This is a genomic window from Rothia sp. LK2492 (assembly GCF_040946345.1).
In the GTDB taxonomy this organism is placed as follows: Bacteria; Actinomycetota; Actinomycetes; order Actinomycetales; family Micrococcaceae; genus Rothia; species Rothia endophytica.
This window is the reverse complement of the sequence record NZ_JAYWLX010000004.1, coordinates 75,188-87,185: the sequence shown is the minus strand read 5'-3', so window position 1 is coordinate 87,185 and position 11,998 is coordinate 75,188. Positions and strand designations below refer to the sequence as shown.

Here is an 11,998-nt window from a genome sequence, read left to right as displayed (position 1 = left end):
GGGCTACCAGCTCCTTCCCGAGCCGAGGGTGACGTTCTGGCCCAGCTGCGAGCGGTACTTCTCACCGGGGGTAAGCACCATGTCACCCTCAGCCACGTCCCCGCCGGTCACGGCGACATCAACGTCGTTGGCTAGGCCGGTTTCAACGGAGCGCTCTTCGAGGGTGTAGGCGCCGGAGTCGGTGGGTACTGCCACGACCACCGCTTTAGTGCCGGCGTCGGTGGTGTAGACAGCGTCCAGAGGGAGGGAGAGGGTGGAGGCTTCTTCAGCGGTGATAATCTGCGCTTTGACGCTGGAGCCCAGCTGCAGGCCTTCACGATCACCGGTTACTTCGATTTCAACGGTGAAGGTGGGGTCACTGGAACCCGCGCCCGACATTCCAGCAGAAGCCGCCTCCTCAGAACCGGATTGCTGCACGGAGTCAGCGATGGAGGCCACCGAGGTAACGGTGCCGGTGTATTCCTTAGAGCCGGTGCTGCCGGAGGTAAAGGTGACCTTGTTACCTTCCTTGATGGAAGCGATATCTGCTTCACGTACTTTGGTGGTGATGGTGAGCTTGGAGTCATCACCGATAGTCACAACCGGGCCGGTTGCAGGAGCGCCGGGCTTAGCCACGTTCATCACCACACCGTTGATGGGTGAGCTAATGGTTGCCGAGTTGATATCGTCCTGCAGCTTCTCGAGGGCCTGGTCACGAGTGGTCTGGGCGGTGGTCAGGGCGCTACGAGCGGTTTCTAGTTCGGTAGCCAGAGTAGCGAGTTGAGTATCGGCTGCACTGCGAGCGGTGGTGATACCGGTGTCAGCGTCAGCCTTGGCTCCGGCTGCGATGCGCTGGGCACTCTCTGCGGCGCGGACTTCTGTGGCAAGAGCCGGGTCATTGCCTGATATAGCGAGTGCCTCACGCTTAGCGGAGAGGTCATCGTTGGCAACGGTGAGCTGTTCATTGGCGGTTCGCTGGGCTCCCTGAGCCGCAAGGATGTCAGGGTTAGTGCCATTGTTAATGCCGGCACTGTAGTTGTCATAGGCGCCCTGGGCGGCGGTAAGGGCGCTCTGCGCTGAGGTGACCTGACCGTCCAGGGTGGTGCGCTGGCTATCCAGCTCACCCTGCAGGGCTGAGGCGTCAATCGTCGCTAGGTTCTGCCCCAGTTCTACACGGTCACCGGGTTCAACGGTGACAGAACTAATGGGTGAGGTGAGGTGGGTGGTGACTGACTCTACGGTCCCGGGGCTGACGTGCCCCTCAACCCTCACACGGTTACTCACATCTGAGCTAGTCAAAATGAGGTAGTCAGTGGCGGGCACCTCCGAGGCGCTCTCTTCCCTACCACTCAACAACGACATCAACACGGCACCGATGAGTATGAGTGCCAGGAGACCAGAGCCCACCCACACCAAAGTTTTGGTGAGGGTAGACATTTTCTTACGGTGCGCGGGTCGGGAGCGCTGGGACGCCGGTCGAGGGTGTGCCGGAGCGGCTGGTTCGAGGCTGGGGTCGTTCTGCATCGGGGTCGCTTTCGATGATAGGGAGGTGAGAGAGGCTAGTAGCCCTGTCTTATCCCTCAGTATAGGGTGCCTCTCCCCCACTATTTCAGCTTCTCGCCGCTAGATTCCCAGAAATCATACCTAGGGACGACTCATGCTCTTCCAGCTCTCAGCCTCTAGGCTGAGCCATCCCTGCTTACTTGAAGAAAGAGCTACCGCGGGCGTCCTGCTCTGCCGATGCCCCGGACTGCTCTTGTGCCTGCGCGATAATCTTTGCCTGCTGTTCGGGGCTGTAGGTTTCATCGACTACGCGCACCACTTCAGCGATGTCGTAGATTTCGTGGTCGGTGAGGTAGTTAGCTGAGTCAGTCAGCACATCGCGCACCCTCTGCTCCAGCTTTTCCAAGGTGGCGATACCCGCTTCTTGCAACACCACGGTTTCGTCTGCGGCGTCGTCCTCGCTGGCCTGCGGGTCATCCTCAGACTCATAGAGGGTGAAACTGTAGGCACGCTCATCATCAACATGGGCAATATTCACAATGATGGTAAAGATTCTGCCGGTCAGCTCAACATAGGTTTTATCAAGCTCAGCGGTCTCAACCACCACCCCATCTATCATTTCTGGAGCGTCATACTCAAAGGCAAACTCAAAGTCAGTGGCAAGGGCGCGAGCAAGCGGAGCGATACCGCGATCAGGTGTAGGCATGCTCCAAGACTACTCGCAGGAGACCTATCTGGTGATGCGCCACTAGGCTTTTGGCACTGCCAGCTCCCCCAACGCATACTGCGCCTTACCGAAGCCAAAGCTCCAGTCATTAAAGGTGTTCTCAACATAGCCAATAAAGACGTCCTCACCCTCTACCCCTACCTCGGCAAGTTCACTGGCGATTCGAGCGTACAGTTCCTGTTTAACCTCCGGGGTACGGCCTTGCTGAGTAAAGATCTGAATCATCACTACCCCTTCACTGCGTTCAAAGCCGAGACCTGCATCCTCTGCAATAATGCTCCCGGGCTCATGACGGTTAATAATCTGAAAGCGATCACGAGGTGGAATAGCGTAAACAGCAACGATTGCATTATGAATGGCATCGGCAATGTTGCGGACGCTTTCAGGAGTGTGAGTGTTATTGAGATCAATGCGGACGAGGGGCATAGCGGCTTCCTTCGACAGGAGTAACTGGACATCACCAACACTATACTTTGTCCTAACAAAGTTCAATCCTTGTCTCACTTTTACCACTATAGGGGCTATCTCCAGCGGAATCCGAACCCTTCATATATACTCAAATTGTCCATACATAGTGACATTCGAACTATCCCTGCTCACAGAATATGGTTTCCGATGTTTACGCTTTCTTCTCTATCCATCGATAGAACCTCTCCCGTACCGCTCTACCACCAGCTGGTCAGCGAAATTAAGAACGCAATCTCAACCAGCACCCTCACAGCCGGCACAATGCTCCCTAATGAGCTAGAGATCGCCGCTCAACTCCACCTCTCTCGCCCCACCGTGCGCAAAGCAATGGACGAGCTGGTGAGGGCAGGACTACTCGTTCGCAAACGCGGGGTGGGCACCCAGGTTGTTGCTAACGAAATTCGCCGCCCGCTCTCCCTGACCTCGCTCTATAGCGATTTGTCGCAGAGCGGCGTCACCCCCGGCACCAAGGTTCTCACCTTCGAAATCATCGATCCCCCCGCCCATATAGCTCAGGAGCTGCAACTTACTAGCGGCGAGCAGGTCTACCACCTCTTACGTCTGCGTCTCGAAAACAACCAGCCACTGGCCATAATGGAAAACTGGATTCCTGTAAAACTGGGCACCATTGAACCAGATGATCTCACTCGGCAGGGTCTCTACGACGTCCTGCGCGCCCTAGGCGTCACCTTCTCCTTGGGGCATCAGACGGTTGGCGCAAAAATAGCCGACGCCTTTCACGCAAAAACCCTCGATATTGAGCTGGGCGCCCCCTTGGTTTCCATGCAACGCACCGTTATCGATGACATCGGCACCCGCGTGGAAACCGGTAGGCACGTCTACCGCGCCGATCTTTACAGCTTTGAAATGACCCTCTCAAACTAAACACAACCCACGAGCGCGGCCTATACACGCCCCGGCACCCTACTCACCCCGCAGTAGACACAGCTATTCAAAGGAGAAAATATGTCAGAGTGGTTTTACCCCGCAGGTAGCGCAGCAGAGGGCCCCTGGGACCTATCGCTAGGCACCCACGATTCAAGTCTAGCGGTAGCAGGTTGGTCTCACACCGGCATTAAAACTGCAACCTTCAATGACCAGAAGATTACTCTCGAAGCCGCCCCTGAAGAACGCATTATTGTGCCGCTGACAGGTGATATTACCGCTACTGTAGACGGCAAGACCTACGAGCTTGTCGGTCGCGAATCGGTCTTTCACGGCCCTGCCGATGTGCTCTACACCGGCGTTAACCGCCCCGTCACTCTGGAGGGCGCCCCCGGGGTGCGGGTAGCAATAGCAACCGCCCCTGCCACGGCAGACTACCCGGTACGTCACCTAACCCGCTCAGAAATCCCTCTTGAACTGCGCGGTGCGGGTAACTGCTCCCGCCAAGTTCACAATTTTGGCACCCCCGCCACCCTAGAAGCTGACCGCTTCATCGTCTGCGAAGTCATCACCCCGGCAGGCAACTGGTCTTCCTACCCGCCACACAAGCATGATGAAGAAAAAGAGGGCGAAACCGCCCTCGAAGAGATTTACTACTTTGAGACCCGTAAGACCCCCGGAGCGCCAGAAGAAGCCAAAGATGCCATTGGCTATCAGCGGGTCTACGCCTCTGATGAGCGCCTCATTGACGTCAATGAAGAGGTACGCACCGGTGATGTCGTACTGGTTCCCTATGGCTGGCACGGCCCCGCTATGGCCGCCCCCGGCTACGACCTTTACTACCTCAACGTCATGGCTGGTCCCGGGCGTGTGCGAGACTGGCTTATTTCAGATGACCCCCACCACGGTTGGGTGCGTTCCACCTGGGAAAACCAGGGCGTTGACCCACGCCTACCCTTCACTGCATAGATAGAATGCTTACCTGGCTTAGCGCCCACCCTACAAGACGGTGGGCGCTGAGCTCAGCGAGGTTCTCATGATCTACGAACTGAGCTTAACCGCCTGGATACTACTGGCAGTTGCTGCCCTGCTGGTAGGTATTTCTAAGACCGCCCTGCCCGGGGTGAATATGGTTTCTGTAGCCATTTTTGCAGCTCTCATCCCAGCAAGAGAATCCACCGGTGCCTTGCTTTTACTCCTGATGGTTGGGGATATTATGGCACTCCTTGCCTACCGACGCCATGCCCACCTACCTACCCTGGCAAGACTGGTTCCCGCCGTCCTGCTAGGTCTACTAGCAGGCGCCGGTTTCTTACTGATAGCAAATGATGCCTGGGTTCAGCGCGCCATCGGCGGACTGTTGCTAAGCCTTATGGCCCTGACCCTTTGGCAGCGCCATCGGGCTACACAGGCTAGGAGTAAAGACGGCGCACCCAGCCCTCAGAACAGGTCAAAAGCCCGCTGGCTCTACGGCTCCCTGGGCGGCTTCTCCACCATGGTTGCCAATTCAGGTGGGCCGGTGATGAGCATGTATTTTCTTGCTGCACGCTTTGAGGCGGCGGCATTGCTGGGCACTGCTGCCTGGTTCTTCGCGGTGATGAACGCCGTCAAGTTGCCCTTCTTAGTGGGCATGGGATTGGTGAGTACCCAGACTCTTGCTCTGGATATTTGGCTTCTACCCGCCGTCCTTGCCGGGGGTTTACTGGGACGCTGGTTGATTTCAAAGATTGACCAGACGCTCTTTGAACGTCTGGTCATCTGGATTACCGTACTCGGTGCGCTCTGGCTACTAGTGCGCTAAGATCACCTCAATTAAGTTAGCCGGCTTGTCGCGCAGAGGTAGTGCCTTCCACCGCTTGCACAGGCTCCCAGCGGCCACTGTTGGAAGAATCCTCAGCTGCCTGCACCACGCGGTTAGCCAGCAGAGCATCATGAACATCGGCGTTCAGGCTCTCACCTCCGGTGTAGGCAATCAGGAATTTCTTCGCTTCAATGACCTTCAGGTCGTCATAGCCCATGGATGTTCCGGCACCCGGCTGGAACTTGGCAAAGTCACCAAAGCCAGCACCAGCCATCACCCGGGTATAGCCCACAGTGGGACCGCTGCGATCTAGCGCGACCTCAAGCTCGTTCATACGCTCAAAGTCCCAGCGTACCGAGCCCTCGGTGCCGTAGATTTCGATGGAGTACTGGGCGCGAGGGCCAACCGCCACGCGGGAAGCCTCAAGGGTCCCCACTGCACCGGCACCAGCGGCGTCCTGCCCAAAACGCACCAGAAGAGCCGCGTAGTCCTCATTTTCAACCGGTGCCATCTCCCCGTTTTCGATAACGGCAAAATGGGTGCCCTGCCCTACCGACAATTTGGGGCGCTCAGTGTAGACCGTGGAGGTCAACGCACTCACCTCAGAGATGGGCCCAACAATATAGTGGGCAAGATCTGCCAGGTGCCCCATGAGGTCCCCAAGAACCCCTGTTCCAGCTAATTCTCTGATGAATCTCCAGGAAAGCGCACCCTTGGGCTCTGATGAGTAGTCAGCAAAAAAGGCACCACGCACATTGGTAATACGCCCCAGCGCCCCGTCGGCAACCAGCTGCCGGGCATACTCGATGGCAGGGGTATTACGGTAGTTAAAGCCCACCGCGGTTTCCACGCCCGCTGCGTCAGCGGCTTCTACCACGCTCAAGGTCTCGTCAGCAGAACGACCCACTGGCTTCTCAATCCAGAAGGCTTTACCTGCGGCAGCGGCTGCTTTACCCATCTCTGCGTGCAAAAAGTTGGGCGCACAAATGGAAACTACATCCACATCGGGGTGCGCTAGCACTTCCTGATAATCCATAGTGGAAGATTCAAAACCTAGGACATCGCGCGCGTAGCCTGCGCGGTCGGGGGAGGTATCTGCGGCAATAATCAGCCGGGGCTTTATGCCAAGTTCGGGGTAAACGATGGGCAGGGAAGTATAGGCACGGGTGTGCACCTTACCCATCCATCCAACGCTAATAAGGCCTACGCCAATAGTCTTCTGTTCCATAGTGGTCTCCTGTAGAAGTGCTGATAAAAATGACACAGACAGCACGCAGGTCTACAGAAAGAACGTATCTTTGCCCAGAACTATACCCCACCCCACCAATATTTTGGAGCACTCTCAACATTAAGGTAGAAACACTGACCCTAAGAGGGCCCTGTGCGAAAATATATTCATGCCCACTCCCCCCAAACGTGCCACCATTATGAACGTCGCCACAGAAGCCGGTGTATCAAAGTCCCTGGTCTCTCTAGCCTTTAAAGATCCCAGTAAGGTCAGCGATGAGCGCCTCAAACGTATTCGTACGGCGGCCGACAAACTGAACTACTCCCCCAGTTTTGTGGCACAAACACTAACATCCCAGAGCTCACCTTTTGTAGGGATTCTGGTGCTCGACTTACATAACCCTATCTTCATTGAGGTTGCTAATGCTGTGCGCCGAACACTGGCACAATACGGTGAGTTTGGGCTGATAATGAGCGGCAGCGAGGAATCCAGCGACCAGCCTGGGCGCCCCTATGGCACCTTAGACTCCCAAGTGCTACATATGCTCCAGAGCCTACGCCCCAAGGCTCTGATAGTGGTGGGCACAGCCAATCAGGAAAAAGAGTTACCCGCAGGGATCCCCATTATCTACGCCAGCGCAGCAGCCGCCACAAGCTCCCACCATACCTGCGTACGAGCCGACGACATGGCGGGCATGGAACTGCTAATTGACCATCTCACCAACCTCGGCCACCAATCTATCGCTTTTGCAGCGGGCAGTTCCAGTGAGGTTACAAAGGAACGGCAGGAGGCCTACGAGAACCTGCTGGCATCGCGCGGCTTGAAGCCTACCATTCTTACTGGGGACTATACCGAAACAGGAGGCTACCAGGCAGGAAAAGCCCTCCTAGAGATAGAACCCCGCCCTAGTGCCGTCATTGCGGTTAATGACCTTTCAGCGTTGGGGCTCATTCGGGCAGCCGAAGAAGCTGGCGTACAAGTTCCCGAGGATTTGGCAGTAGCAGGTTTTGACAACATTCAGCTGACTGGGATTCCGCGAATTTCACTCACGTCAGTAGACCCAGATAAGGCAAAAATCGGGGAACTCGCGGCACTTGCCGCTATGGAAGGCATCGCCCGTGGGACCACTCGGGTAGAACTCCTCGAGGTAGCACCCCGACTCATGGCACGCACTTCCACATTGGGAGCCGGCATCTAACTAACCCACAGAAATATGACCTCCACTATCTTTTTTTAGATTTTATCTGCATTATCACTTTTTGAACCGGTTCAAATATGCAAAGATGGGGTTTGTTCTTACAAATTGCCCCCATGGGGCATCCGACTCCCCCGCTTACCCAGCGGGCAAAATCACCAGGAGTTTCCGTGTCATCTAAGGAAATCTCAGTAGCAGTTATCGGCGCCGGAATGGCAGGTCAAGGCCATGCCTTTGGCTACCGCATGGCAAGCGCAATCCACAACTCCAATCTCCCTCAGGTACGCCTCGCTGCAATCGCCGACCCAAACCTTCCACTTGCACAAGAAGTTGCGGCTCGTTACGGCTACGAAAAGGTCTACGCAGACTGGACCGAAGTTGCCAATGATCCAGACATCGACGCCGTATCCATCGTGGTCGGCAACGCCCTCCATCTCCCCATTGCTAAGGGCCTACTGGAAGCAGGTAAGCATGTCCTCTGCGAAAAGCCCCTAGCCGGTACCATCGAGGATGCAGAGGCAATGGTTGAACTCGAAAACCAATACGGTGAACAGCTAATTACCGCTGTTGGTTACACCGTTCGCCGAACCCCGGCACTCAACGCCATCAAAACAAAAATCGACAATGGGGACTTTGGGCCGGTGGCAGGTTTCATTTCTAACTACCTGTGTGACTATGGTTCAGATGCAGAAGCTCCCATGACCTGGCGCTACCGCGGCGACCCCGGCTCCGGCGCCCTGGGAGATCTGGGTTCCCACACCATTGACACCGGAGAACAGCTCAATGGCAAGGTAGTCTCGGTACGCGGCGCCTACCTCTCCAATACCATCACCACCCGTCACCTACCCGCCGGCGCGGTAGTGGGCCACGGGAGGGTGAAGCTGTCAGAGGAAACTGAAGAAGTAGGCAACGAAGACACCGCGACCTTCACTTGCATGTTTGAAAATGGGGCAGTGGGCACCTACACCATCTCCCGGGTTGCCTACGGTAACCCCAATGGGCAGACCTATCATGTTTACGGACCGCAAGCACAAGCCGCGTGGGACGTACTGCGCCCGGCAGAGTAAATGTACAACGATGCTGCGGCACCTGCTGATACAGCTGGCCCTCGCACCGTCGTCATCAATAACCACACCCCTTACTACGCCAGCTCGTTGGCAATGGACGCCCCCGGCGTGGGTTATAACTACAGCCAGAATTTTGCATTCCAGGCTCGCGCCTTCCTTGAACAGGTTGCCGGCATCAACGGGCATCTGGAGCCCTGCGCCACCTTTGCCGATGGCTTTCATACTCTGCAGGTCATTGCGGCGATTGCAGAATCTGCAGATAAGAACGGGGCAGAGATTCACCTAAACTAGAGGAGAACGGTTGCCAGAAGAGCACCCCGTCTCCTACAGTCATCCGTGCCAGGGGCGCCTGCGATGGTTACCGCAGGCGCTTTTGCGCGCCCTGGGCACGATGCATTTTCCTCTTATCCCAACCCCTAGACCTAAAGGCTTTAACCCTTCGAACAACAGCTAGCTGACCGCTATAAAAAATAATTTGACGACTCACGCTAGTAGTATTGTCAATATGTTAGGACATATGTATAGTGTTTTGTGACACAGATGTTACGCAGGCTATCCCTAGACCCACACTCCATTAACTGTCACTGCAGACACAAGGAGCCTCAATGAAAATTGCACTGGACCCCACCCCCTTCCACCACAGTCACTCACTGCTGGAGTTCCCCAAGATCGCTAAAGATATGGGCTTCGACTACCTGCAGATGACTCCCCACAAGGACTTCATTCCCTTCTACAACCACCCCAAGGCAGACGATGACCTCATCCAGAAGCTTGCCCGGGCAGCAAAAGATGCTGAAGTAGAAATTGCTTCCCTTCTGCCCGTCCTACGATGGTCCTCCCCTGACCCCGATGCCCGCGAAGCTGCGGTGCGCTACGGTAAGCGGGTTCTGCAGATTGCAGTTGACCTGGGAGTGCAACAGATTGGTACCGAGTTCTCAGGCCGCCCTGAGATGGCTGAAGAGTCAGAGCGTGCCTTCTACCGCACCATGGAAGAGCTCCTACCCATTATTGAGCGCGAAGGTCTGCACATTGCATTTGATCCGCACCCCGATGACTTTGTAGAAAACGGTCTTGAAGCTTGGCGCGTTATCCGCGGCGTCAATTCCAAGAACCTGGGCATGGTCTACGTTGCTTCCCATACTTTCCATATGCAGGAAGAACCCTTAGAGATCATGCGAGAAGCAGGCGACCGTATCCGCATCGTCCATGTTTCTGATACCATGAACCACCATGCCTCCCACGGTCTTCGCTACATCACCAACCCTCCCGGCAACTCCGTGCGCGTGCATCAGCACCTCAAGATTGGTGACGGCGACGTCAATTGGGATGAGTTCTTCCACGGACTAGACGAAATCGGTTTCCTCGATGACCCCAACACTGTCATGGCATCCTCCGTTTTTGCAGAAAACGAAAACGCCATAGAAGTTTCCAAATATCAATCACAAACCATTCGCGAACTCACTGAGCGCGCGCGCAGCGGCAAGTAAGCCGCCCGTCAGAAAGAGGCACCAATATGTCTTCTCACGCACCCAGCACAGCTGAGGCAAATCTGCCGCCGCTGACCAAAGGTCCCCATTCACGCCGCCTCGGGCAGGTCGCAACTGTAGCGACCCTGGGCGGTCTGCTCTTCGGTTATGACACTGGTGTCATTAACGGTGCTATTCAGCCCATGACCGCTGAGCTAGGTCTTGAAACTAGCCACATCGGTGTGGTTACTTCGTCACTGCTCATTGGTGCGGCCGTCGGCGCGCTCGCTATTGGTAAGATGGCGGACGCTATGGGACGCCGGGTCACCATCCTCTTCCTCGCAGCGCTCTTCTTCTTTGGCTCAATTGCCTGCGCTATCGCACCGGGGCTGGGCATCCTCATCATCGGTCGCGTACTCCTCGGACTTGCTGTGGGCGGTGCCTCCACCGTGGTACCTGTCTTCCTTGCCGAACTAGCACCCTATGAAATCCGCGGTTCGCTCTCAGGCCGTAACGAAATGATGATTGTAGTGGGCCAGCTTGCTGCCTTCGTCGTCAATGCGATCCTGGGTAACGTCTGGGGCGATCATGACCATATCTGGCGTATCATGCTCGCAGTCTGTGCTATCCCCGCAGTCTTCCTCTTCATCGGTATGCTCCGTATGCCCGAGTCACCCCGCTGGTTGATCACTAAGGGCCGGAAAGAAGAAGCCTTCGCTATTCTTGCTACCATCCGCTCAGAAGAGCGCGCAGCAGCCGAAGTTCGCGACATCGAGCGCACCCTGGCTTCAGAGGAAACCATGGTTTCCCCCTCCATCTCTTCCATGCTGAAGGACAAGTGGATTATCCGCATCCTCTTTGTGGGCGTCGCCCTCGCTGTATTCCAGCAGCTCACCGGCATCAACTCGATCATGTACTACGGTTCAATCGTGCTTGAAGAAGCCGGCTTTGCCGCGAATGCAGCACTTATCGCTAACATCGCCCCCGGCGTCATCGCAGTGATCGGTGCTTTCATCGCACTGTGGATGATGGAAAAAATCAACCGCCGCACCACCGTCATCACCGGCTACTCCCTGGTGACCATCTTCCACCTACTCATTGGTTCCTCAGCCTTCTGGTTGCCTGAGGACGCCGCAATTCGCCCCTGGGTGCTGTTGGTTCTTATCGTTGGCTTCGTAGGTTCTATGCAAACCTTCCTGAACGTTGCTACCTGGGTTCTCCTTTCGGAGATTTTCCCTCAGCAGATTCGCGCTTTCGGTATGGGCTTTGCCGTCTTCTGCCTGTGGTCCGTGAACGCAATGGTTGCTTATGTCTTCCCCATCGCACTTGAAGCAGTTGGTCTGAACAACACCTTCTTCGGCTTTGCCGCTATCAACGCAGTTGCTGTTCTGGTTATGATCAAGTTCCTGCCCGAGACCCGCGGCAAGAGCCTTGAAGAGGTTGAGGTCGGCGTTACCACCGGTGCTATCTACATCGTAGAACCCAAGAAGTAGAGCTCACCCCCAGCCGCTTGCCTATAGGCACTCTAGCAATAGTTTCTGTCGCTCACTACTACCCGTTTTCTGCGGGACACTCCGCTCCAGGAGTCCCCGCAGAAAACGGGTTATTTTTTGGTATTATCGTTTCCCCAGAAATAGTTTCTCACCTTCCTCTATTTTTCAGTTCTCCCTCTTAACTTC

12 protein-coding genes are annotated in these 11,998 nt (G+C 55.8%); 8 read left to right on the top strand and 4 right to left on the bottom strand.

The features are described 5' to 3' along the window. Positions 1-3: 3 nt before the first annotated feature. The 3 genes from VVR27_RS05945 to VVR27_RS05935 form a co-directional block, all read right to left on the bottom strand. On the bottom strand, positions 4-1,503 hold the full coding sequence (locus VVR27_RS05945; protein WP_368547548.1) for an efflux RND transporter periplasmic adaptor subunit: 1,500 nt from the start codon (positions 1,501-1,503) through the stop codon (positions 4-6). A gap of 175 nt (positions 1,504-1,678) precedes the next feature. Beyond that, positions 1,679-2,188 (bottom strand): hypothetical protein, encoded by a 510-nt coding sequence (locus tag VVR27_RS05940; protein WP_368547547.1) that lies wholly within the window; start codon positions 2,186-2,188, stop codon positions 1,679-1,681. Positions 2,189-2,230: 42 nt separating this feature from the next. Beyond that, positions 2,231-2,635 (bottom strand): tautomerase family protein, encoded by a 405-nt coding sequence (locus VVR27_RS05935; protein WP_368547546.1) that lies wholly within the window; start codon positions 2,633-2,635, stop codon positions 2,231-2,233. A gap of 189 nt (positions 2,636-2,824) precedes the next feature. On the opposite strand from VVR27_RS05935, the gene VVR27_RS05930 reads away from it, so the two are divergent. From VVR27_RS05930 to VVR27_RS05920, 3 genes are all read left to right on the top strand, one after another. Continuing rightward, positions 2,825-3,562, top strand: coding sequence for a GntR family transcriptional regulator (locus VVR27_RS05930; protein ID WP_368547545.1), 738 nt, complete (start codon positions 2,825-2,827; stop codon positions 3,560-3,562). Between the two features lie 81 nt (positions 3,563-3,643). After that, positions 3,644-4,531 carry a 5-deoxy-glucuronate isomerase gene (gene iolB / locus VVR27_RS05925; protein ID WP_368547544.1) on the top strand — a complete coding sequence of 296 codons (888 nt, stop codon included), beginning with the start codon at positions 3,644-3,646 and terminating at the stop codon, positions 4,529-4,531. A 67-nt stretch (positions 4,532-4,598) separates the two neighbouring features. Next, positions 4,599-5,363 carry a sulfite exporter TauE/SafE family protein gene (locus VVR27_RS05920; protein WP_368547543.1) on the top strand — a complete coding sequence of 255 codons (765 nt, stop codon included), beginning with the start codon at positions 4,599-4,601 and terminating at the stop codon, positions 5,361-5,363. A gap of 16 nt (positions 5,364-5,379) precedes the next feature. Here VVR27_RS05920 and VVR27_RS05915 read toward each other — a convergent pair whose 3' ends face one another. After that, the gene (locus VVR27_RS05915; protein WP_368547542.1) at positions 5,380-6,591 is read right to left on the bottom strand and encodes a Gfo/Idh/MocA family protein; all 1,212 of its coding nucleotides are present in this window, start codon (positions 6,589-6,591) and stop codon (positions 5,380-5,382) included. Positions 6,592-6,760: 169 nt separating this feature from the next. Here VVR27_RS05915 and VVR27_RS05910 point away from each other — a divergent pair, with 169 nt between their 5' ends. The 5 genes from VVR27_RS05910 (at position 6,761) to VVR27_RS05890 (ending at position 11,812) form a co-directional block, all read left to right on the top strand. Beyond that, positions 6,761-7,789 carry a LacI family DNA-binding transcriptional regulator gene (locus tag VVR27_RS05910; RefSeq protein ID WP_368547540.1) on the top strand — a complete coding sequence of 343 codons (1,029 nt, stop codon included), beginning with the start codon at positions 6,761-6,763 and terminating at the stop codon, positions 7,787-7,789. A 167-nt stretch (positions 7,790-7,956) separates the two neighbouring features. Continuing rightward, positions 7,957-8,853 (top strand): Gfo/Idh/MocA family protein, encoded by an 897-nt coding sequence (locus VVR27_RS05905; protein ID WP_368547539.1) that lies wholly within the window; start codon positions 7,957-7,959, stop codon positions 8,851-8,853. Continuing rightward, positions 8,854-9,144, top strand: a complete 291-nt coding sequence (locus VVR27_RS05900; RefSeq protein ID WP_368547538.1) for a hypothetical protein — start codon at positions 8,854-8,856, stop codon at positions 9,142-9,144. Positions 9,145-9,458: 314 nt separating this feature from the next. Continuing rightward, positions 9,459-10,340, top strand: coding sequence for a sugar phosphate isomerase/epimerase family protein (locus VVR27_RS05895; protein WP_368547537.1), 882 nt, complete (start codon positions 9,459-9,461; stop codon positions 10,338-10,340). 26 nt (positions 10,341-10,366) lie between these two features. Further along, the gene (locus VVR27_RS05890) at positions 10,367-11,812 is read left to right on the top strand and encodes a sugar porter family MFS transporter (RefSeq protein WP_368547536.1); all 1,446 of its coding nucleotides are present in this window, start codon (positions 10,367-10,369) and stop codon (positions 11,810-11,812) included. Positions 11,813-11,998 lie beyond the last annotated feature (186 nt).